General features: G+C 58.3%; 20 protein-coding genes. 12 read left to right on the forward strand and 8 right to left on the reverse strand.

The window, feature by feature from the left end; all coding sequences use genetic code 11:
* Positions 1 to 7 precede the first annotated feature (7 nt).
* The 9 genes from ACY692_RS05410 to ACY692_RS05450 all read left to right on the forward strand — a co-directional run bounded on the left by ACY692_RS05410 (position 8) and on the right by ACY692_RS05450 (position 9,931).
* A complete protein-coding gene (locus tag ACY692_RS05410; RefSeq protein ID WP_462324325.1) occupies positions 8 to 997 on the forward strand; it encodes a peptidylprolyl isomerase in 990 nt (329 codons plus the stop codon).
* Between the two features lie 185 nt (positions 998 to 1,182).
* The gene (locus tag ACY692_RS05415) at positions 1,183 to 2,136 is read left to right on the forward strand and encodes a SurA N-terminal domain-containing protein (RefSeq protein WP_462324326.1); all 954 of its coding nucleotides are present in this window, start codon (positions 1,183 to 1,185) and stop codon (positions 2,134 to 2,136) included.
* A 56-nt stretch (positions 2,137 to 2,192) separates the two neighbouring features.
* Positions 2,193 to 3,215: a helix-turn-helix domain-containing protein gene (locus tag ACY692_RS05420; protein ID WP_462324345.1), complete on the forward strand. Its 1,023-nt coding sequence runs from the start codon at positions 2,193 to 2,195 to the stop codon at positions 3,213 to 3,215.
* Positions 3,216 to 3,287: 72 nt separating this feature from the next.
* The gene (gene recO, locus ACY692_RS05425; RefSeq protein WP_462324327.1) at positions 3,288 to 4,034 is read left to right on the forward strand and encodes a DNA repair protein RecO; all 747 of its coding nucleotides are present in this window, start codon (positions 3,288 to 3,290) and stop codon (positions 4,032 to 4,034) included.
* Between the two features lie 120 nt (positions 4,035 to 4,154).
* Complete coding sequence (locus ACY692_RS05430; RefSeq protein WP_462324328.1) at positions 4,155 to 5,030, forward strand: glycine--tRNA ligase subunit alpha; 876 nt, start codon at positions 4,155 to 4,157, stop codon at positions 5,028 to 5,030.
* Between the two features lie 28 nt (positions 5,031 to 5,058).
* Positions 5,059 to 7,149, forward strand: coding sequence for a glycine--tRNA ligase subunit beta (glyS, locus tag ACY692_RS05435; RefSeq protein ID WP_462324329.1), 2,091 nt, complete (start codon positions 5,059 to 5,061; stop codon positions 7,147 to 7,149).
* Between the two features lie 279 nt (positions 7,150 to 7,428).
* The gene (rpsT, locus tag ACY692_RS05440) at positions 7,429 to 7,692 is read left to right on the forward strand and encodes a 30S ribosomal protein S20 (RefSeq protein WP_462324330.1); all 264 of its coding nucleotides are present in this window, start codon (positions 7,429 to 7,431) and stop codon (positions 7,690 to 7,692) included.
* A gap of 134 nt (positions 7,693 to 7,826) precedes the next feature.
* Positions 7,827 to 9,185 carry a TrkH family potassium uptake protein gene (locus tag ACY692_RS05445; RefSeq protein ID WP_462324331.1) on the forward strand — a complete coding sequence of 453 codons (1,359 nt, stop codon included), beginning with the start codon at positions 7,827 to 7,829 and terminating at the stop codon, positions 9,183 to 9,185.
* A 101-nt stretch (positions 9,186 to 9,286) separates the two neighbouring features.
* Complete coding sequence (locus ACY692_RS05450) at positions 9,287 to 9,931, forward strand: potassium channel family protein (RefSeq protein WP_462324332.1); 645 nt, start codon at positions 9,287 to 9,289, stop codon at positions 9,929 to 9,931.
* Between the two features lie 112 nt (positions 9,932 to 10,043).
* Here ACY692_RS05450 and ACY692_RS05455 read toward each other — a convergent pair whose 3' ends face one another.
* Complete coding sequence (locus ACY692_RS05455; protein WP_462324333.1) at positions 10,044 to 10,886, reverse strand: menaquinone biosynthetic enzyme MqnA/MqnD family protein; 843 nt, start codon at positions 10,884 to 10,886, stop codon at positions 10,044 to 10,046.
* A 114-nt stretch (positions 10,887 to 11,000) separates the two neighbouring features.
* Positions 11,001 to 11,672, reverse strand: a complete 672-nt coding sequence (locus ACY692_RS05460) for an adenylate kinase (protein WP_462324334.1) — start codon at positions 11,670 to 11,672, stop codon at positions 11,001 to 11,003.
* A 334-nt stretch (positions 11,673 to 12,006) separates the two neighbouring features.
* On the opposite strand from ACY692_RS05460, the gene ACY692_RS05465 reads away from it, so the two are divergent.
* From ACY692_RS05465 to ACY692_RS05475, 3 genes are read left to right on the forward strand one after another with little or no spacing between them, the layout of a single operon-like run.
* Positions 12,007 to 12,771: a hypothetical protein gene (locus tag ACY692_RS05465; RefSeq protein ID WP_462324335.1), complete on the forward strand. Its 765-nt coding sequence runs from the start codon at positions 12,007 to 12,009 to the stop codon at positions 12,769 to 12,771.
* Entirely contained in the window at positions 12,768 to 13,868 is a 1,101-nt protein-coding gene (locus ACY692_RS05470; RefSeq protein WP_462324336.1) for an AI-2E family transporter, read from the forward strand. The genes ACY692_RS05465 and ACY692_RS05470 overlap by 4 nt, the downstream gene beginning before the upstream one ends.
* A gap of 10 nt (positions 13,869 to 13,878) precedes the next feature.
* On the forward strand, positions 13,879 to 14,871 hold the full coding sequence (locus tag ACY692_RS05475) for a lipoate--protein ligase (protein WP_462324337.1): 993 nt from the start codon (positions 13,879 to 13,881) through the stop codon (positions 14,869 to 14,871).
* 25 nt (positions 14,872 to 14,896) lie between these two features.
* Here the strand turns inward: ACY692_RS05475 and ACY692_RS05480 are convergent, their stop codons facing one another.
* The 6 genes from ACY692_RS05480 to ACY692_RS05505 form a co-directional block, all read right to left on the reverse strand.
* On the reverse strand, positions 14,897 to 15,139 hold the full coding sequence (locus ACY692_RS05480; protein WP_462324338.1) for an acyl carrier protein: 243 nt from the start codon (positions 15,137 to 15,139) through the stop codon (positions 14,897 to 14,899).
* Positions 15,136 to 16,359: a dihydrolipoamide acetyltransferase family protein gene (locus ACY692_RS05485; RefSeq protein WP_462324339.1), complete on the reverse strand. Its 1,224-nt coding sequence runs from the start codon at positions 16,357 to 16,359 to the stop codon at positions 15,136 to 15,138. The genes ACY692_RS05480 and ACY692_RS05485 overlap by 4 nt, the downstream gene beginning before the upstream one ends.
* A gap of 14 nt (positions 16,360 to 16,373) precedes the next feature.
* On the reverse strand, positions 16,374 to 17,363 hold the full coding sequence (locus ACY692_RS05490; RefSeq protein ID WP_462324340.1) for an alpha-ketoacid dehydrogenase subunit beta: 990 nt from the start codon (positions 17,361 to 17,363) through the stop codon (positions 16,374 to 16,376).
* Positions 17,360 to 18,367, reverse strand: coding sequence for a pyruvate dehydrogenase (acetyl-transferring) E1 component subunit alpha (pdhA, locus tag ACY692_RS05495; RefSeq protein ID WP_462324341.1), 1,008 nt, complete (start codon positions 18,365 to 18,367; stop codon positions 17,360 to 17,362). Before pdhA ends, ACY692_RS05490 begins: the two co-directional genes overlap by 4 nt.
* Complete coding sequence (acsA, locus tag ACY692_RS05500) at positions 18,364 to 20,121, reverse strand: acetate--CoA ligase (protein ID WP_462324342.1); 1,758 nt, start codon at positions 20,119 to 20,121, stop codon at positions 18,364 to 18,366. Before acsA ends, pdhA begins: the two co-directional genes overlap by 4 nt.
* Before the next feature lie 629 nt (positions 20,122 to 20,750).
* Positions 20,751 to 21,152 (reverse strand): hypothetical protein, encoded by a 402-nt coding sequence (locus tag ACY692_RS05505; protein ID WP_462324343.1) that lies wholly within the window; start codon positions 21,150 to 21,152, stop codon positions 20,751 to 20,753.
* Between the last annotated feature and the right edge of the window lie 89 nt (positions 21,153 to 21,241).

The raw sequence follows: 21,241 nt of genomic DNA on the forward strand, positions 1-21,241 counted from the left end.
CCCCTCCATGGTATGCGCACGCCTGCGCCCGTTTTTGTCCGGGCTGTTCATTGGCTGCCTCGTCTGGACAGGGGTGCTCGGCTGTTCCTCCGATCCCCCGTCGTCACGGGGCGTCGTGGCCCGGGTCAATGCAGAGCCCATCTATCTCTCCCAGGTCCAGGCGGTCCATGATCTCCATTTTATGGATTGGTCCCTGGATAACGATTTCAAAGTCCACTCCCTACAGGACGAATATGGAGCGGTGTTGGCGGATTTTGTTCTCCACCGATTGATCCGGCAGACCCTGATCCGGGAGGGATTACAGATAACCGAAAAGGACGTCGATCGGGAGGAGAGGATAGTCCGCTCCGACTATCCCGATGAAGAGACCTTTGAACAGGCATTGGTCGAGGACTATATCGATCTGGACCAGTGGCGTCGATGCATCCGGGCCCGATTGTCCACGCAGGCCTTTATCCAGGATTACCTGCGTCCCAAGGTGTCCATCAGCTATGAAGCCGCCCGTGAGTACTACCGGGAGCACATTGCAGACTATGTCATTCCCGAACGGTTCGTTTTCACGGTGTTCCTTGGTATGGACAGGGAGGGCCTCGGGACCGTCCTGGAGGAGTACCGTGCCCAGGGCGATGCCTTCAGTGGGCCGAGCGTCGAGGGTGTGGAGGTGCATGAGATGGAGGTGGCACGGAACGGGCTTTCTCCCTTTTGGTCCGACGCCCTGGCGGATCTTGAACCCGGCCGGGCAAGCGGTATTATTTCCGACAAGCAGAGATTGGTCGTATTGTATCTGCATGAGCGGTTGTCCCCGTCCTACCTTGCCCCGTCCAAGGCCTACCGTCTGGTGGAAGAGATGTTGGTGGAGCAGGAACTCAGGGGGGCGTTCAGGGATTGGCTACGTGACGAACTCGCAACGGCCACGATAGAGGTGAGCACATCGATGGTCCCACGCACGTCCAGCGTGGATGGCCGGACCGGGGCGGACAAGGACCTGACCCCGTAAGGCGTCCGTCCGGTCCGTCCTTTTTGTTGGTCCCCGGACGTTTTTACTGCCTGAAAAAACGTAAATAGTTGCTTATCTTTTTGAATTTCTTGATTTTTTTAGTTCTGATTCTTGAGAAACGCACCTGGATGGTTACAAAAAAACAAAGGTTTTGATCTATGAGAAGATGTTGGCGAGGAATGTTTGTGGGCCCCCGTGGTTTGAAGACCATGGGATACCTTCTTTGCAGTTTGGTCTGCGTCATGGTCTGGTCGCAATCCGTTCGGGCCGATGAACTCGTGGACCGCATCGTGGCCGTGGTCAATGGAGAGATCATCACGCTTTTCGATGTGGACCAACAACTGACCGGATACACCCGGCAATTTGACGGCAGATCCATGACGGCCAAGGAAAAAAAGACCTTGCAGGTACTCAGGAAAAGGGTGCTCGGCCAGATGGTCAACGATCTTCTTTTGGAGGCGGAGGCCGTAAGGCTGGAGATGACCGTGACCGACGTGGAGGTCAAGAACCAGGTCGAATCCTTCAAGAACCAGCACGATCTCACGGAGGAAGAATTCCTCGATCAGCTCAAACTGCAGGGCATGACCCGGGGGGATTACGAGGAAAAGACCAAAAAGGATATCATGCGCCAGCGTCTCATCGGGGCCATGGTCCGGCGCAAGGTCGTGGTTACTGACAGCGAGATGAGGAACTATTACAAGGAACACAAGGGGGATTTTTCCCGGGAAAAGAAGATTTCTCTGGCACTCATCCTGGTCGATGCCGGTGTTGACCTGCAGTCCTTGCGGGGGCGGATCATGGCCGGTGATATATCCTTTGGCCAGGCCGCAGAAAAATATTCCATCGGCCCCGGAGCCAAACAGGGGGGGGAACTCGGAGAAGTCCGCTGGGCGGATATGCGGCCCTCCTGGAAAGACGCCTTGCGGGGGTTGGGCAAAGGAGATACAACCCAGCCTTTTGCGTTGGGAACGGATATGGCCCTTTTGCGGATTCTGGAGTTCACGGCGGGTACGGCCGTGCCCTTTGAGGACGTCAAGGCCAAGATCCGTGAGATCCTGTACCGTCCCAGGATTGAAAAGCGGTTCAATGAGTATATGGAAGGATTGAAGGATAAAGCGGTGGTCGATATCAGGATGTAGCGATCGGCCACCACGACGTGTGCAAACGCATTGGTTTGTCGAGGGAGATTGTGCGTATGACATTGCAGGAATTGGGCGAATTGTTGCGTTCGTCCCGCCAGAATGCCGGGTTGAGCCTAGAGGAAGTCAACGAACGGACCAAGATAAGCATGTTTGTCTTGGAGGCCCTGGAAAAGGGCGATGGATCCGTTCTTCCACACCCGGTATATACAAAGGGATTTATCAAGAACTATGCGCGATTACTGGGGCTCGACGAGCAGAGGATCGTTCAGGATTACCTGGTTGCCGTGGGTCCGGCCGAGTCGCTTGAGATTGATACAGGGGTTCCGGATCTCAGCGTCCGTATGCCGGCGGAAAGAAAAGCGGGCAGCCTCTGGTTGGTGCTCCTTCTCCTTGTCGGGCTGGCCGGGGTCACCTGGTTGGCCATTTCCTATGTCTCTCGGGAAATCGAACCCGTAGCCCCGGTGGTCCTCGAGGAAGAAGTCCCCGGCCAGCCCCGGGAAGAAGACGCCGTTGATCGGGCGGAGGTCGTCCCCGAACAGGAGCGTGGTCCCTCAGGGGAGGGGTCCCCGGCTGCCGATACCGGGGCACCCGGCGGCGAGCAAACGGGTATGCCCGGCTTTTTTGTCGCGAACAATACCTCCACCGTGGGAACGAACGGGACGGATGGTCCCGCAGTGCACAATGGGACTGGGCAATCCCCGTCCCCAGACGTTGTTCAGGAATCCTTTCCCACCGATGGAGAGGATGGAAGGCCCGTAGAAGAAACCGATACCGTCAGCCGCCAACAGGAGCCGGTTGCAGAGAGCCCGGAAGAGATCCCGGTCATGGACCATCGTCTCGAGATCCGGGCCACGGCTGATTGTTGGCTCAGAGCCGTTGCCGACGGGGAGAGTTCACCGCACAAGACGATCCGCCTCTTGCGTGCCGGGGAACAGGTTGTCGTTCTCTTTTCCGAGAGTGTCCGGCTCAAGCTGGGCAATGCCGGAGGGGTGGAATTGTTCCTCGACGGTGTCCCCTATCCCCACGGGGCCGTTCCCGGTGGTGTCGAAACCCTGGAGATCCGGGCCGAAGAATAGCCGACTTCTGCGTGCCGGGTAACGGGAGATCCGTGTTTGGGTGTTCCGGCCTGGCCAAAACGGTACATCCCCATGGAGTTCACTGAAGAGGTCATCATCCTGCGGGTGGGCACCTTCCGCGAAAACGACTGCTGGGTCCGCTTCCTGTCGCCATCACGGGGGATTCTCACCGGATTCGCTTTTGGCGGCCGTAAGAGCCGGCGGCGGTTCTGCGGGTGCCTCGACCGACTCAACCGGGTGCTTTTTCGGATCAATCCGGGCACGCGGAACAAGTATTTGAGCCTTGAAGAGGGAACCCTTCTTCAGGGCTTTGTGGACTTGAAGCGGGACCCGTTGAAAGTGGGCATGATCGGCAATTGCTTGCGTTTTTTCGAGGCCGTCCATGTCGGTGAGGCCCGATCGCGTGAGGGGCACGATCTGGTCCTGTCCATGCTCGCCGGATTCAACGGACTCACCTGCCCCCCTTCCGCCTTTTTCCCCGTCCTTTTCCGGCTCGCCCTGGCCTTTGAGCAGGGATACGACCTTGATGCCGTGCACTGTGCTTCCTGTAACTCGGTACTGCAGGAGAGTGGTTGGGCGGAATGCGCTATCGAGGAGGGAGTGTTTTTTTGCCCCTCATGTGTGGGGACAGGGAACCGGATGCGGATTTCCTGGCAAGGGCTGGCCCTGTTGGACCATCTCAAGGGGACCGGGATCGGGAAGTGGGTCGGCTGGGTGCCGGACCACCGATTACAGCGCGAAATGTTCACCTTTGTCGATCGGTTCATCCGTTACCATCTGGGGATCGCCGACGAGGATGACCGTTCCGTGCGGTGTTAGTTTTTCGGGATAACGGATAGACGATACAGAATGGGCGTGGCAGGGACGACTGTCGGACCGGTCTTCTGTTTCAAATACCAGTCCCTGGTTGCAAACATTCGATGTTCAATGGAGACAAGGATGAATTTTCAGGATGTCATTTCCAATCTACAGCAATTCTGGGGTGATTATGGATGCGTGGTCCAGCAGCCCTATGATATCGAGACCGGTGCCGGGACCTTCAATCCGGCCACCTTCTTCAGGGTCCTCGGTCCGGAGCCGTGGAAGGCGGCCTATGTCGAGCCCTCGAGACGTCCCACGGACGGTCGCTACGGGGAAAACCCCAACAGAATGCAGCATTTCTACCAGTATCAGGTGGTCCTCAAGCCCGCGCCCGCGGACGTGCAGGACCTCTATCTCAAGAGCCTCGGGGTTCTCGGGATCGATGCGCACAAACACGATATCCGTTTCGTGGAAGACGATTGGGAGTCACCCACCCTCGGGGCCTGGGGCCTTGGGTGGGAAGTCTGGTTAAACGGCATGGAGATCAGCCAGTTCACCTACTTCCAGCAGGTCGGCGGGCTGGAGCTTGAGCCGATCACCGTGGAGTTGACCTACGGCATGGAGCGTTTGTGCATGTATCTCCAGGAAAAGGAATCCGTGTACGACATGATGTGGAACGACACCGTTACCTACGGGGACGTCTACCACCAAAACGAGGTCGAGCAGTCCCGGTACAATTTCGACCACAGTGACCAGGACATGCTCTTTGCCCTGTTCGGGGCCAGTGAAAAGGAGTGCCGCCGGGTCTGCGAACTCGGTCTGGCCCTGCCTGCCTATGACCACTGCCTGAAATGTTCCCATGCCTTCAATCTCCTGGACGCCCGGGGAGCCATATCCATTACCGAACGTGCCAACTACATCGCCCGGGTCAGGAAGCTGGCCGCAGCGATCGCCCGGGTCTACACCCAGAGCCGTGAGGAGATGGGGTATCCGTTGCTCAGGCATTACGCATAATTTTTTGAACGAACGAGGTTTACGAGATATGGCCCATTTTATTTTGGAAATCGGCACCGAGGAAATGCCGGCCCGGTTTCTGCCGATATTGGACAAGGCCCTGAAAAAGGGATTCACCGAACGTCTCGGCGGGGCCAGATTGGCCCATGGCCCGGTGACCACCCTCTCTACCCCCCGCAGGCTGGTCCTTGATTGCACGGACATGGCCGGGGTGCAGGAGAGGGAAGAGGTCGTGGTCACCGGGCCGCCGGCCAGGATCGCCTTTGACGATCAGGGGGAGCCGACCAAGGCCGGACTCGGGTTCGCCCGTTCCCAGAAGGTGGACATGGGGGACGTCTTTGTCACCGACACCGGCAAGGGGGAGTACCTGGCGGTGAACAAGGTGGTCGGTGGTCAGCCCGCCACGGAGATACTCGGGGAGATATGCCGGGACATGATCGCCCATCTCCCGTTTCCCAAGAAGATGCACTGGGAAGAATCCCGTTTTACCTTCGGACGTCCCCTGCGCTGGCTTTTGGCCCTCCTGGACAGTGGAACCGTGCCCTTTGCCGTGGCCGGACTTGAGGCCGGGAATGTGACCCGCGGACACCGTGTTCTGGGGCCGGGCCCGTTTGTGGTCGAGGACGCGGACAAATATTATACCGTGGTCCGGGAGCAGGGCAGGGTGGTTCTTTCCCACGACGAACGGGTGGACATGATCGTTGCCATGGGTGACGATCTGGCCCGTGGAATCGGGGGGAGCATTGCCTGGAACCAGGGGCTCATACACCATGTGGCCAACCTGGTGGAATATCCCCTGCCCGTCCTGGGGGATTTTGACGAGAAATACCTCGAGCTCCCGTCCGAGGTCTTGTTGACGAGCATGCAGACCCACCAAAAGAGTTTTGGTGTCAATGGTCCAGACGGCCGGTTGCTGCCCCGCTTTTTGACCGTGATCAATCTGCAACCCGACTGCGTGGATGTGGTCCGCAAGGGATGGGAACGGGTCCTCAAGGCCCGGCTCGAGGACGCCATGTTTTTCTGGAAGGCCGACCTGGAGAAGGAATTTGGTGGTTGGCTGGCCAAACTCGAGGATGTCACCTTTCTCGGCCCCCTCGGTTCCATGGGGGACAAGTCCCGCAGACTGGCCCGACTGGCCAAAGCCATGGCCGGAGATTTCGCGGACGAGCACACCGAGGATCTGGCCCGTGCCGGCAGGCTGGCCAAGGCGGATCTGGTATCGGAGATGGTCTACGAATTTGACGATCTCCAGGGGATCATGGGGGGGATCTATGCCGCAAAGAAAGGCGAGAGTCGGGTCGTTGCCGACGGACTGGCCGAACAGTATCTCCCGGCCGGCCAGGAGAGCCCGTGTCCGAGAACGGTAGGCGGGGCCATCCTGGCCATGGCCGACAAACTCGACACCCTGGCCGGCTGTTTCGGCATCGGCAAGATCCCGACCGGGGCCGCCGATCCCTTTGCCCTGCGCCGGTGTACCCTTGGTGTTTGCCGGATCATTCTCGAGCACGGACTCAGGACGGATATCTCCAAGCTTTTGCGGCTGGCCCTGGAAGGTTATGGACATGTCCAGTGGAAGACAGCCCCCGAGGAGACCCTGGACAACCTCATGGCGTTTTTTGCCCAGCGGCTCCGCAATTATTGGGCCGGCAAGGGGTATAGCAGCAAGGTCCTTGATGCGGCCATCGGTGCCGGAGTGGTCGATATCCTGGCCCTGGAAAAACGGATCAAGGCCCTGTCCTCTTTTGCCGGGGAAAAGGACTTCGACCAGGCCGTGCTGACCTTCAAACGGGCCGACAATATCATCCGCAAACAGGGCGAGGAAGCCGGGGTGGAATTCACCGGAACCGTTGATCCCGTCCTTCTGGTGGAGGATGCGGAAAAACAGCTCCACGCGCACCTCGTGGCCTCCCGTGAAAAATGGGACCGGCTGTGGGAGAAAGACGATTTTACCGGGCTCCTCAATGAGCTGTGGACCCTGCGTCCGGTTGTGGATGGTTTTTTCGACTCCGTCATGGTCATGTGCGATGATGTACAACTGCGGTCCAACCGGTTGAACATGCTCTATGAATTGGTCCGTCGTCTCAGTCGTTTGGCCGATTTTTCGGCGCTGCAGGTTTAACCCGCTGCGATATATTGGGGGGTGCAGGCAGTTTTTGGGGAGAATCCGCAAGTTGCCAACCCAACGCAGCGGCGGGGGGCGCACGACCCCCGTCCCCCCTTTTGTTTTTTTGTCGGCCCGCCAGGGGGAGAAGGCATGCCTGTGTTCTTGTCGAGGGGTAAAAAATCTGCTTGACAAAAAACACGGCTCTTGCATAGAAACCCCTTTTCTCAAGCAGGTGATGTTCATTCCGGGACCGGGGTAACCCGGTTACTTCAATATAGTTAGGAGGATTTACTTTTGGCTAACCATAAGTCCGCACTCAAAAGGCACCGTCAGAGCCTCAATGCCCGCAATCGCAACAGAATGGCCAAGACCAGGATCAAGCACAGCGTCAAGGCTGTCCGTCTGGCCATCGAAACCAACGACGCTGAAAAGGCCCGGGAGGCCCTGCAGCAGGCCACGTCCGTCCTGGACAGGGCCGCAACAAAGAAGGTTGTCCACTGGCGTACGGCCGCCAGGAAGATTTCCCGGTTGAGCAAGGCAGTCAGCGCTATCGGTTAATCGCAGGGCACATACGATGTTTTCATGAAAAAGCCCGGCACCATGGTGCCGGGCTTTTTTGTTGCCTTTTTTTAGTTCATTGACTAATTTTCCAAAGCCCATTGCCGTTCCCCATCCGACTGGCTCCTTTGCCCATGAAACAACGTTTGATCACCCCTTTTGGTCTTCCCATCTATTTTTTTGCCATCACTATTCTGGTTGGCGCGTTCCTACTGCATTTGGAAGCAGCATGGTCCGGGCCGGGATCCGTTTCCTGGCTGAGCGCCCTGTTCACTGCCACATCGGCCACCTGTGTGACCGGGTTGGCGGTCGTTCCGACGAGCGGATTCTCCTTTTTTGGCCAGACCGTGATCCTGTTTCTCATCCAGCTCGGTGGACTCGGGATCATGACCTATACCAGTCTGGTCTTCTATCTTTGGCGCAAGCGGGTCAGCATCACGGATCGGTTGGCAGTGGGCCAGTCCCTGCTCTATGATCCTTCTTTCAATCTCGGCCGTTTTCTGGTGCAGATCGTTGTTCTCTGTTTCAGTATAGAAATCCTGGGCGCGGCCCTGCTCGCGTTTTGTGACCCCGTCGGTTTCGCCCCTTTTTCCGCATGGTTCCATGCGGTGTCCGCCTTTTGCAACGCGGGGTTTTCCCTGTTCGATTCCAGCCTGATGCGCTGGGGGGGGCATGGAGGGGTCAATGGTGTGATCATGGGACTGGTCGTTCTGGGGGGACTCGGATTTTCCGTGCTCATCGATATCCTGGGTACGGCGCGTTCACGGTTGGGGGCCGGGGGCAAACCCCGCAGAAGGTTCGCTTGGCAGACCAGGATCGTCCTTAGGACCTCGTTGTTTCTCATCCTCGTCGGCTGGGGGGTTATTTTCGCGGCCGAATGGTACGATACAAATAGCGGGATCGACCGGATCGGGGTCGAGCTCCTGGCCGCACTCTTCCAGTCGGTCTCGGCGAGAACGGCCGGGTTCAATACGGTGGACATCGGTGGAATGACCAATATCGCCCTGGTGATCATGCTCCCGTTGATGCTTATCGGTGGGTCGCCGGGCTCATGCGCCGGAGGGATCAAGACGACCACCTTCCGGACGGTCATCGCCTTTGCCTGGGCCCAATTGGTAGGGCGCAGACAGGTGGTCATCAATGGGTATGCCCTGGAGGAGAAGTCGGTGAACAAGGCGCTCATCCTGGTTATACTGGCGGTTGTCACCGTGGTCACGGCCACGGTGGTCCTGTCCATCAGCGAAGGGGGGGAACTGCCCCATCTCCGCCTGCGGGGACAGGTGGTCGGAATCCTGTTCGAGGTCGTTTCCGCATTCGGTACGGTTGGGCTGAGCACCGGGCTGACCCCGACCCTCACCCCGGTGGGCAAATGGGTCATCATCGTGCTCATGTTCGTGGGCAGACTCGGTCCCATCGCCTTTTTGGCCTTCCTGCAGGGATGGCAGACCAGGGAACGGTTTGCATGGCCCGAGAGGGATATGCTCATCGGATAGCGGCAAGGGTACGTTTGGATGGTCCCTGCCGTGTCCGCGCAGGCGCAGGGATCCGGAGAAAGGAGTGCCGTGGTCCATCATTTTTAGCCCAGGTTGGCGTCATGGAAATCGGAATCATCGGTTTGGGCAAATTCGGTTTTTTTCTCGGTTCAGCCCTTGTGGATATGGGACACCGGGTCATCGGTATCGATTCGGATCAGACCAAGGTCCAGGCGGCCCAGGAAACGTTGACCCAGGTCTACACGGCCAATGCAACGGACAGTGTGGCCCTGGACCAGCTCGCGGTCGCGGAATTGGGCCATGTGGTGGTCAGTGTCGGCCAGTCCATGGAGGCGAGTATCCTCATCGCCCTCCATCTCAAGGAGCTTGGGGCGAAGAAGATCTGGGTCAAGGCGGTCAGCGGGGATCACGAAAAGATCCTCAAGCGCATCGGGATCAAGCATGTGGTCTTCCCCGAGCGTGTGGCCGCCGAGGAGTTGGCCCGCAAGCTTGTTGATCCCGGCTTCCTGGATTCCCTCTCGCTGGGCAAGGGGGTGGTCTTGAGGGAACTCGAGGTCGAGAAATGGGCCGGCAAAAATCTTATCGGGCTCAACCTGACCAATACCCTCAGGATCCAGGTGGTCGCGGTGAAACGGGTGGGGAAAAGGGAGCCGGATTTTATCCCCGATCCCAGAAGGCCCCTGCAGAAAGGGGAACACTTGGTGGTTATCGGCAAGGACGAGGATATCGCCGGGGCGGAAGCCTAGAAGAGGGGGCACACCGTTGTGTACGCAGAAGGCGGGGGGACGACAACACGCTTGCGGCCGAGTGCGGGGAAACCCCCGCGGTTCGGGCTGTGTGTCCATGCTGGGCAAGTACCTAGGTGAACCAATCAAACGCGGGACATCCCGGCAAAAGGTGTATGCGCGTGCAGTAGTGTGCATACAGGGCCAGACTGGCCAGTTCGTTTTCGCCAAGCTCGTAGCTCATCACGTTCCAGTACTCGCGCAGGATTTTGCGTGGAAAGCCTTTATCCTTGGCGCCATCAAGCAGCCCTTCCAGGTTGTCGGGGACCGTTTTCTTGATATCGAGCAACCGTGTCGCCAGGGATCTGAGCATGGCCTGGCGCTCGGGTGCAAGATCCTTGCGCACGATCCACAGGGCAAAGACAAACGGGAGGCCTGTCCAGGATTTCCATGCTGCGCCCAGGTCGATGATATGCCATCCGGCGGGGCGCTCTGCATAGATCGTTAGGGCCCGGTCGCCGATTTCAAGAAATGGGAGGCCCTTGGTCAGTCCTTCCCCCGGCTCGACAATCGTCCATTCGGGTTCTGCAAGGTTCCAGGCCAGGGACCAGAGTACCTTGAGCAACCCCACGGAGGTTGCCGAGGCCCCGGTGAGGTTGACCCGGTTGCCGTGGTCGGCCAGAAAGGCGGGGAGGTCCCGGAGCTTTACCGGGCTGGCCAGAAGTACGCTCTGTACCGGACCGTCGGAGCTGATGCTCAAACCCGGCATGATCTGGTACTGTTCTGCATGGACCAGGTATTCAAAGGCCGAGGAAGGGGAGACATGGATGTCTCCTGTGGCCAAACATCCATTCAGGAACGAGGGATGCCCGGGCACGAGTTCATGGGCCGGATTCCTGTCGTGGTCTTTTTCCAGGAGCCGGAACATCGGCCAGACATTGAGATAATCGATTTTTCCTATTTTGAGCGTGTGCATGATAACCCCGGCTGGATGCGGAGGACGTCTTGGTCCCGTACAAATAAAAAAGGGCGGATACTCCGCCCTTTTTTATTTGTAAACCGTGTGTCGACCGGTATGGCCGCGGACCGATTAGTCCAGCTGGGAAATCAGGGTTTCCTTGATGGACTCGATGGTTCCTTCACCGTCCAGGTCGATGTACTTGAAACCGGCCTTGGGGGCCAGATCCTTGTAAAAGTAGGCGGCGGCCAGGGTGCCGTCCTCGGTGTTGTAATAGATGTCGTGACGCTTGTTGATCGCTTCTTCGTCCTGATCGTCGGCGCGGCTCTTGAGGTCGCCGCCGCAGACACGGCACTTGTCCCCATCGGGCTTGATGGCGTCGATGAAGATGTTGTTGGGGTGGTTGTTGTCGTTCACGCAGAGGCGGCGGCCCATGATCCGGTTCTTGGCCACTTCACGGGGAAGAAGGATCTCGATGACATAGTCGAGCTTGGCACCGGCTTCCTGCAGGGCGTCCCAGAGTTTTTCGGCCTGGACCTTGTTCCGGGGAAAACCGTCCAGGAGCCAGCCGTTGGCGCCTTTTTCCTGCAGGGTTTCCAGGACCATGGGAATGGTGATCTCGTCGGGAACGAGCTCGCCCCTGTCGATATATTCCTTGGCCTTTTTACCGAGATCGGTGCCCTGACCGATGTGCTGCCGGAAGATGGCCCCGGACTCGATGTGGGCCAGGTCGTATTTATCTTTTACCAGAGAACCCTGGGTTCCCTTGCCGCTGCCGTTGGGTCCAAAAATCAAGATATTCAATGCGATAACCTCCTTTAGAAAAATTTCACAAAGTCTTATCCCCCAAGGTGAAACCTGTCAATGACGGAGGTGGGGATCTTTGGGGGCACATGGCGGGAATCGAACGAATCGTTTGATCATCCTTTGATTCGTTGGTATCTTTTTTTTTGCGTTGTGGCGCACAGACGCGGGGGGAAATTTTTACGATGGTTCGGAGTTTTTTGGAGAAAAGGGGATTGGCCGGATTGCTGGGGGCAATCACCCTGATACGTAGGCTTTTTGTCCTTTTGGGCATCCCCGCGTCTGTGCTGCCGCGAGGAACCCTTTTTTTGTTGAAGGACCACAGGGGACGATCATGGGTACACTTTCGGAATATGCCGATGCCCTCGTTGAAGAAGGGTTGGCCGAGGCCGCGGATACCTTTTTTGGTAAACGTAAGCGTCTTGAGGATGAAATCGCCTTGTTCCATAAAAAATGCCGGGAACTCGAGCGTGTCGGCCGCGAGGTCGTTGCCCGGGGGCACGGCCTTGGGTTTTTGCTGCTCGAGGGAGAGGGGGTGGCTGGTTTTTATCGGGCCCTTGGGCTTGAGTGGGACAAGGACAGCCCCCTGAGCGGAAGCCGTCCCCGGCAAGATATGGCCCCGGGCCCCGGCCTGCTTGGCCGAACCAGGTATTGGAAGACCGTTTATGGGGCGTACAGGGAACTCCATGACGCCCTTGATGTCTACCAACACGGTCGGCACTACAACGATCCGGCCCGGCCCGGCGGGAAGAAGAGGACCATCTGTCTTATGACCATCATCGACTGGGGAGAACGGATCAATAAGCGGATCGAAAGCGTGAACAGGGACAACCAGGCTTCCCAGGTGCTGCAGTTTGCCAAGCAGTTCCGGAATGACGAGGTGGAAAAGGAGAAGATCACCGGTGCCGGGCTGGTCTATAACCTTGACGGTGAACTCGCTTTTTCTCCCATCGACCTCTTGCAGTGCGGATTTTTTGATTTCCCCGATCTGCCCGGTCCATCAGCGGTCAAGAACGTGATCAAAACCTTTTGTCGTGGACTGTACAAGGACCACAAGGAGAGGATTCTCGGAATCCTGGAGAGGGTTGAAAAACAATGAGTGTTTTCGGAGAGCGCCCCTACACCCTGGACCGTGTGGTCCGTCTGGCACTGACCGCCGCGGTCGCCTGGGGCACGGTTCTGCTCCTTGGGTATCTAAGCGACGTCATTCTTCCCTTTGCCGTGGCCCTGCTCCTGGCGTATATTCTCCATCCCCTGGTCTCCCGGATCCAGCAACGGGTCCGGTCCAGGGGATTGGCGGTCTGGTTGACCCTGACCGGAACCGGTCTGGTGGGCTGTGGTCTCCTTTGGCTGCTTTTGCCCATGATCGGTCGGGAGATCAGCTATATGGGCGGCCTTGTTTCCGATCTCGTCAATAATTCCGGACTGGCCGAGCAGGCTGCCAAGCGTCTGCCGCCGGATATCTGGCTCTGGATCAAGGAACAGCTGGCCCGGCCCGATGTCCGCGCCTTGTTCCAGGCAGACAACGTCCTGAGCGTGTTGCAGTCTTTGGGCAAGCGTCTTGTCCCGGGCCTGTGGAATATCATCACCGGGACGGCCAACTTTGTCCTCTGGGTGGTCGGGCTGGTGTTCATTCTCATGTATCTTGTCTTTTTGCTCCTTGATTTCCAGCGGTTCAAGGATGGCAGCCGCAATCTTCTGCCCGCCTCCTGGCGTGGGCCCGTCACCGCGTTTATCCGTGACTTCGATCAGGGAATGAGCCGGTATTTCCGGGCCCAAGCCGGTGTGGCCGCCATTGTCGGGGTCCTCTTCGCGCTTGGGTTCACCCTGATCGGTCTTCCCATGGGTATCATTCTGGGCTTGTTTATCGGCCTGTTGAACATGGTTCCCTATCTGCAGACCATCGGACTCATTCCGGCCCTGCTCCTGGCTGGAGTGCATGCCCTGGAGACGGGGACGGGTTTTTGGGTCCTTTTTGGTCTGACCGGACTGGTTTTCATCGTGATCCAGGCCATCCAGGACATGTTTCTGGTCCCCAAGATCATGGGCAAGGTCATGGGATTGTCCCCGGCCATGATCCTGCTCTCCCTGTCCATCTGGGGGAAACTCCTGGGATTCCTCGGACTGGTCATCGCCCTGCCCGTCACCTGTCTCCTTCTTGCGTACTACAAACGGACCATTCAAGACCAAGCCTGAGAAGGACAGCATGTACCTCATACCCAATAATGGTATCACCGACCCCCGGGTCAATCTGGCCCTGGAGGAGTATTGTCTAAAGAATCTTGATCCGGAGAACGATTATCTCCTCTTGTACGTGAATGAGCCTTCGATCATTGTGGGCAGGTTCCAGAACACCCTGGAGGAGATCAACCTGGACTACGTGGAGGACAACGGGATCCATGTGGTCAGAAGGATTTCCGGTGGCGGAGCGGTGTACCACGACCACGGCAATCTCAATTTCAGTTTCATGACCCGGTATGCCAAGGACAATCTGCTCAATTTCCGTAAATTCACCGGGCCGGTCATTCAGGCCCTTAAAAATATGGGCATTCCGGCCGAGCTGAGCGGGCGCAACGATATCCTTGCCCAGGGCAAAAAGATATCCGGCAATGCCCAGTACGCCACGCGTACATCCATGCTCAGCCATGGTACCCTGCTCTTTGATTCTGACATGGAAACCCTGGTCCGTGCCCTGAATGTGAGCGATGACAAGATCACCTCCAAGGCCCTCAAATCTGTGCGCAGTCGGGTGGTGAATATTGTGGACTGCCTATCCCACGGCATGGACATGGCAGGGTTCAAAACCCGTTTGATCGAGAGTGTGTTCGCCCCGTTCGGGGGAGGGCGGGCCGTAGAATTGACCCCGGACCAATGGGCGGATGTCCATGGATTGGCCGGAACAAAATATGGGAGTTGGGACTGGAACTTTGGCAAGTCCCCGGGGTTCAATGTCCAGAAAAAAGAACGGTTCTCCATTGGCCAGGTGGACACACGTATCCAGGTGGAAGGGGGAAGGACCACCTCGGTGAAGATCTTTGGTGATTTTCTCGGGCACGGGGATATTGCCCGGATCGAGGAACTGCTCACGGGCATCCCCTATAAACGGCAGGCCGTCCGTGCGGGTCTGCAACATGTCGATCTGTCGGAATTTTTTGGGCCGATGGAAACAGAACGGTTTGTGGACTATCTCTGCGGGTGAGCCAACAGCTCGGCCCGGGTAGTCGCTATTTTTTCCCCTCCAAAAAAAGGACAATGTTCCCCATTGTCCCCAATCTACCATAGGTTTCTTCCGGAATATCCCTACCGAATTTTTTGCTGATTGCGATCATCAGGTTCAGGAAATCATAGGAATCTATCTCCAGTGTCCGCGTAAGATCCGCGTCCATGGTCAGGGCCCTTAGGTCCTGCTCCGGGGCGATGGTCTGCAGGATCTCCTTGATCGTGGCGATTATTTGCTCGCGGTTCATAGACTCTCCGGTGTCTGCAGCAGGCAGCTGAGGGTTTCCAGAAATCTGGCCCCGGTCCGCCCGTCCGTGGCCCGGTGGTCCCCGGACAGGGTGGCATCGACCACCGACCGGACCGTGAGCATGCCGTCTTTGGCAAAGGGGCGTTCACCGATCCTGCCGAATCCGACCAGGGCCAGCTGGGGGGGATAGATCACGCCATAGACCGTTTCCACGCCCAGATCCCCAAGATTGGTCACGGTCATAGTCGCGTCGCGCATCTCGGACTCCCTCAGCCGTCCGGCCCGTGTACGGGGGATCAGGCCGTGCAGCTCACGCATGAGATCGGGCAGGGATTTGGCATCCACATCATGGATGCAGGGGGTGACCAACCCCCCACCCCGCAGGGCCACGGCGACCCCCAGATGTATCTCTTTGCGCGGGTCATGGTGGCCATCTTTGAAAAAACCATTTATTTCAGGATGTTTTTGTGCCGACAGGGCCACCGCCTTGAGTAAGGGCACGATGGGCAGGATCCTGTCGCTGACCGGATGGTTCTGGTTGTACGCCTTGAGCCAGGCCATGACCCCGTCCATGTCGATGGGGGTTTTGACATAGTAGTGGGGGATCTCCCGATTGGACAGACTGGTCGCCCCGGCAATGGCCCGGCGCATGGCCAGTCTCCTTTTTTTTCCATTTTGGGAAGGAGGGGCCGGGTGGTCCTGGATTTTTTCCTGCGCTTTTTTTGCGTGCTGGATGTCCGCCAGGGTGACCGCGCCTCCGGGACCGCTGCCTTGGATCCGGGAGGGATCGATCCCCCATGTTCGGGCTTTGGACCTGGCCAGGGGGGAAATCTTTGGCCGGTGGTCCGCTGGGGATCCGGAGGTCTTGGTAGGCTCCGTGGAGCGGTGCTCCTCTATGGATCCACGGGGACGTCCGGAGATAGGTACCTGTCCCGGGGTTTTGTTGGGGGTGGGTGGTTGTGGGCCGGTTCCACCAACCCGGTGGTCTATGTCCCGGTCGGTCTCTCCTCTGATCTCGGCAAGAATAGTCCCCACGGCCACGGTTTCTCCTGGATGGACCGTGAATCCCTCCAGCATCCCGTCTTCATAGACCCCGATCCCAATGACCCCCTTGCCGGTTTCCACCTCGGCCACGACATCCCCCCGGTGGACCTCGGTTCCTTCCTCGACCAGCCATCCGACCAGGGTGCCCTCGGTCATATCCGCCCCGAGTGTGGGCATAGTGAAAGCTCCCATCAGCCCACCAGCCTTGTGGCGGTCCGGACGATATCCTCTACCTGGGGGAGGGCCGCTTTTTCCAGATGCTGGGCATACGGCATGGGCACCTCGGCGGCACAGATCCTCTGGACGGGCGCGTCCAGTTCGTAGAATGTTTTTTCCATGATCCTGGCGGAAATTTCCGCGGAGACCGAGACGCTCCGCCACCCCTCATCGACAATGACCGCCCGGTGGGTCCTGCGGAGGGAATCCAGGATGGTTGTTTCGTCCAGGGGCCTGAGGGTCCGCAGGTCAACGACCTCGGCCCGGATCCCTTGGGGTGCCAGGATTTCTGCGGCCTCCAGGCATTTGAACAGGGACCCGCCATAGGTGATCAGGCTCAGGTCGGTGCCGGCGCTGCGTATCTTGGCTTTATCGATATCCAGGGCGGTGGGATGCTCGGGAATCTCGCCTTGCCTATTTAAAAGGGCCATGTGCTCGAAGATGAGGACGGGATCGGGATCGTCCAGCGCCGTGGCCAACATGGACCGGGCGTCTTCCACGGTGGCCGGGGCGAGAACCCGGATCCCCGGAATATGGCCGTACCATCCCTCTAGAGAGTGGGAGTGCTGGGCAGCCAGCTGTCTGCCCCCTCCCGTGGACATGCGGATGACCAGGGGGACGTTGAATTGTCCACCGGACATGTGCAGGAAGGTTGCAGCGGTGTTCATGATCTGGTCCAGGGCCAGGAGGCTGAAATTACAGGTCATGATTTCCACGATGGGGCGCATTCCGCCCAGGGCCGCCCCAATGCCCGTCCCGGTGAACCCGGATTCCGAAAGGGGGGTGTCCCGAATGCGCTCGGGCCCGAATTCCTCGAGAAGTCCCTTGCTCACGGCAAAACATCCCCCGTACCTTCCCACATCCTCGCCCATGAGAAATACCCGCTCGTCCTGGAGCATGGCTTCCCGTATGGCCTCCCTGACCGCCTCTCGGTAGGTCAATGTCCGTGTTGCGCGGTGGTTCATGGTTCCCTCCTTCCGGAAAGGACGAAACGGGTCAGGTCCCCGGTAGGCTCCCAGGTTCCGTTCTCGGCAACGTCCACGGCCTCTTTGATCTCCTCGTCGATCCTGCTCTCCATGGCCGCCAGATCCTTGTCGTCGGCCAGTCCCCGTTCTTTGAGCAGAGTGCTCAGGGCGGAAATGGGGCAGCGTTTTTTCCACTCTTCGACCTCGGTTTTGCTCCGGTAGAGTTCCGGATCGAACATGGAATGGGCCCGGAAACGATAGGTCCGGCATTCCAAAAAATAGGGGGCGGTTGCCGTCCGAACCTGTTCTGCGGCCTGGCGGGCCGCCCCTTCCACGGCCAGGACATCCATGCCGTCCACGGATTGGGCAGGCATGCCGTACACCGCCGCCTTTTTTGTCAGATCCGTCTGGGATTCTGAGAGATCCAGGGCCGTTCCCATGGCGTAGAGATTGTTTTCGCACACGAACAATACCGGGATGTCCCAGAGAGCGGCCAGATTCATGGATTCGTGGAATTCCCCCTCTGCGACCGCCCCCTCTCCAAAGAAACACACGACGATGTTTCCGGTGCAGCGCATCTTCTCTGCCAGCCCCAGTCCTACGGAGAGGGGAAGTCCCCCCCCGACAATGGCATTCCCGCCGTAGAATCGGGTTTTTTTGTCGAAAAGATGCATGGAGCCGCCCCGGCCGCGGCTGCACCCTTCCTGTTTGCCGTACATCTCGGCCATGATCGCTTGGGCCGGAATATTCCGGGCAAGGGCGTGACCGTGTTCCCTATAGGTCCCGACCACGGGGTCCTCAGGACCCAAGATCTGGCAAACGCCCACGGCGACAGCCTCTTCTCCGGTGTATAGATGCAGGAATCCGCGTATCTTTTGCCTGGTGTACAGCTCGGCCGCCTTTTCCTCGAATTTCCGGATGCGCACCATCCGGGTCAGGAGATAAAGACCATGTTCTCGGGTCGGTTCCCGTGGGGGGGCATTGCTTGTTTGTTTGTCCGTCATTCCCGCTCCAATGTTGATGTGTCTCCCTCCTCCAGCCCCAGCTCCCTGGCCTTGAGCAGCCTGCGCATGATCTTGCCGCTGCGGGTTTTGGGGAGGTCGTCGACAATCTCGATTTCCTTGGGCGCGACACCCGGTCCCAGACGTTTCCGGGCAAATCCTATCAGTTCCAGGGGCAGGGATTCCCCTGGTTCCAGCCCGGGGTTGAGGGCCACGAATCCCTTGACCCGCTCGCCGATCAGCGGGTCGGGGACGCCGATCACTCCGGCCTCGGCCACGGCAGGATGCTCCATGAGCACGCTTTCCACCTCAAAGGGACCGACCATGTGCCCCGAGGTCTTGATGATGTCGTCGGCACGTCCCACGAACCAGAAGTAACCATCCGCGTCCCTGGAAGCGAGGTCGCCGGTCAGGTACCATCCGTCGGCAAAACATTTGTCGTAGCGTTGTTGTTCATGCAGGTAGGTCCTGAACATGGACGGCCAGCCCGGTCGAAGAGCCAGGTCCCCCTGGACCCCGGGGGGCTCGGTCGTTTTAATCCGGCCATCCGATCCGGTTTGCACGATGGCCGCCTCGATGCCGGGCAGGGGCTTGCCCATGGATCCCGGGCGGATGTCCATGCTCGGATAGTTGGCGATCATGATCCCGCCGGTCTCTGTCTGCCACCAATTGTCGTGGATGGGCAGACCGAGTTTCTTCTGTCCCCACCATACCGCCTCGGGGTTGAGGGGCTCACCCACGCTGTGGATCAGCCGGAGTCGGCCCAGGTCGTATCCCTTGTTCGGGTCCATGTCCGTGCGCATCAGCCTGCGGATGGCCGTGGGGGCTGTGTACCATACCGTGACTTTCTGTTCTTCCAAGAGCGAGTACCATCTTTTGGCGTCGAATCCCCCCTCGTCGATGACACTGGTCACTCCGTGCAGCAGGGGGGCGATGATCCCGTACGATGTTCCCGTGACCCAGCCGGGATCGGCCGTACACCAGAAGATATCCCCCGGGTGGAGATCCAGAACGTATTTCCCGGTCGCGTAGTGGGTGAGAACCGCCTCGTGGACGTGGACAGCCCCCTTGGGCATGCCGGTCGTCCCGCTGGTGAAGTGGAGGAGCGCCCTGTCCTCGGGATCGGTGGGGGGGATGGTAAAACTCTCCGCTGCCTCGCTCATGAGTCCGGGCAGCGAACAGACCCCCTGGTCGGGATAGTCGTCGGCATCGACCAGGAGAATGTGGTCCAGATGGGGCAACCGGTCCATGAGGCCGGCCACCTTGGATTGGTAGAGTTCTTTCGTGGTCACCAGAACCTTGGCGTCCCCCCGGCTCAAACGCTGGAAAATCGGTTCTGGCCCAAAGGCCGCAAAGAGGGGGCAGACAACGGCCTTTTTTTTGAGTCCCCCAAGGGCCGCAATGTACAGCTCCGGGATACGTCCGGTCAGGAGGAAGACCCGTTCGCCGGGGCGTAAGGCCAGCCGGGAGAGAACGTTGGCGAACCGGTTGGTTTCTCTGGACAGGTCTGCATAGGTGAACCCGCGGATATCCTGGCCCCGGCCGATCCAGCGTAGTGCGGTGTGCTCGGCGCGGCCTCCTTGCGCATGCCGGTCCACGGCCTCGTGGGCGATGTTCAACCCCTTGCCGTCAGGGAGTCCGTCCAGTTCGGACCTGATGGACTCCCATGAAAAGGTTGCGTGGCATTGTCCGTAATCCGAAAGATGCGGCTGGACCGCGAATCCGTCGGTATGTTTGCGGATAATCGGTATAGTCATAGAGCCCGGCATAGGTTGGAAGGAAAGGGGGGATTTGGTTTGTCCGGAAAATCCTGAATACGCATGGGGACAAAATAGTCCGAGCAAGAGACGTACCCTTTGCGGGGCAATCCGGGAGGGTACGCATCGGCTAAAAGCGATGAGAGGGCCTAGAAAACCACGGGTGCGGGAATGGGCGGAAAAAAGAACGCGGGCCGGTAGCTGTGTGGCTCGACGCGAGGCAATTTTTTTTGGGACCCAGCAGGGTGTCTTTTTGGGGGCGGCAGTCCGGAAAAACAGGACGCGCCCAGGGGGGCTTTGGGCGGGGGGGGGAAAAGGGCAGGATTGATGACTGCGGTGGGCGGTCGGGGGCGTGGGTCGCCTATGGGCGGGGGACTGCGCATGCCCGCGTAGCACCACTGCCGTTTGATGGTTTATGAAAAAACGGAAAAAGGCTCAAGTCGGTGGGCGGACATGCTCTTTCCTTCCGGTTATCTCCGGGCTAACCATTCTTGGGGGTGCTCCTGCAAAAAGTCGAAAACCGGGGCTCAAGCCCAGAACCATATTTTGTAACAACCTGATTTTACTTAGACCTTTTAACTTAAATCGTGACCCTGCCTGTAAAAACCTCTTTTTTGCAGGCACATACGCTATTGGCGTGGTGCTGAAATGATAATGACAAACTGGTGTCCATTGGGGAACCATTTTTGTTCCACCACAAATTGCGTGTGTGGTACAAGATCGATCACGACGCGGACCTCTTTGCGATCCGCATGGAAAGCGGTCCGTATTTTGTCGACAAACATTCCTGTACCAGGAGTTGTTCCGGGCAGTTCGGGATCCTTGAAGGAGGAAAGATCAAAAAAAAGTCTGGGGTGTTCTTCTGTCAGGCTGTGGAGGGAGGGCGGGCTTTCTCCGGTAAGGACAAACTCCACGGTGTCTTTTGCTCCCATCGAGTGTACACGGATGCGTTCAATAGGCTGGGCTTGTGCCAGTGAAGAGCAGGCCACAAAAACAAAAAGCACTGGAAAAATGATAGTGCGTACATACATAAAAAGGCGCTTATGGAATTGTTGGAGGTTTGATGGGCAAGACCATCTTGGCACGGATTGTATGACATGTCCCGAACCATGAGGTAATA

The sequence above is a fragment of the Desulfoplanes sp. genome (assembly GCF_054921335.1).

Bases quoted from the DNA above. Each gene is read 5' to 3' on its own strand.
- acsA (WP_462324342.1), bottom strand. From the start codon at position 20,121: ATGACTATACCGATTATCCGCAAACATACCGACGGATTCGCGGTCCAG.
- pdhA (WP_462324341.1), bottom strand. From the start codon at position 18,367: ATGACGGACAAACAAACAAGCAATGCCCCCCCACGGGAACCGACCCGA.
- glyS (WP_462324329.1), top strand. From the start codon at position 5,059: ATGGCCCATTTTATTTTGGAAATCGGCACCGAGGAAATGCCGGCCCGG.
- ACY692_RS05450 (WP_462324332.1), top strand. From the start codon at position 9,287: ATGGAAATCGGAATCATCGGTTTGGGCAAATTCGGTTTTTTTCTCGGT.
- recO (WP_462324327.1), top strand. From the start codon at position 3,288: ATGGAGTTCACTGAAGAGGTCATCATCCTGCGGGTGGGCACCTTCCGC.
- ACY692_RS05430 (WP_462324328.1), top strand. From the start codon at position 4,155: ATGAATTTTCAGGATGTCATTTCCAATCTACAGCAATTCTGGGGTGAT.
- ACY692_RS05445 (WP_462324331.1), top strand. From the start codon at position 7,827: ATGAAACAACGTTTGATCACCCCTTTTGGTCTTCCCATCTATTTTTTT.
- ACY692_RS05465 (WP_462324335.1), top strand. From the start codon at position 12,007: ATGGGTACACTTTCGGAATATGCCGATGCCCTCGTTGAAGAAGGGTTG.
- ACY692_RS05410 (WP_462324325.1), top strand. From the start codon at position 8: ATGGTATGCGCACGCCTGCGCCCGTTTTTGTCCGGGCTGTTCATTGGC.
- ACY692_RS05490 (WP_462324340.1), bottom strand. From the start codon at position 17,363: ATGAACCACCGCGCAACACGGACATTGACCTACCGAGAGGCGGTCAGG.
- ACY692_RS05475 (WP_462324337.1), top strand. From the start codon at position 13,879: ATGTACCTCATACCCAATAATGGTATCACCGACCCCCGGGTCAATCTG.
- ACY692_RS05420 (WP_462324345.1), top strand. From the start codon at position 2,193: ATGACATTGCAGGAATTGGGCGAATTGTTGCGTTCGTCCCGCCAGAAT.
- ACY692_RS05485 (WP_462324339.1), bottom strand. From the start codon at position 16,359: ATGCCCACACTCGGGGCGGATATGACCGAGGGCACCCTGGTCGGATGG.
- ACY692_RS05455 (WP_462324333.1), bottom strand. From the start codon at position 10,886: ATGCACACGCTCAAAATAGGAAAAATCGATTATCTCAATGTCTGGCCG.
- ACY692_RS05505 (WP_462324343.1), bottom strand. From the start codon at position 21,152: ATGTATGTACGCACTATCATTTTTCCAGTGCTTTTTGTTTTTGTGGCC.
- ACY692_RS05480 (WP_462324338.1), bottom strand. From the start codon at position 15,139: ATGAACCGCGAGCAAATAATCGCCACGATCAAGGAGATCCTGCAGACC.
- ACY692_RS05470 (WP_462324336.1), top strand. From the start codon at position 12,768: ATGAGTGTTTTCGGAGAGCGCCCCTACACCCTGGACCGTGTGGTCCGT.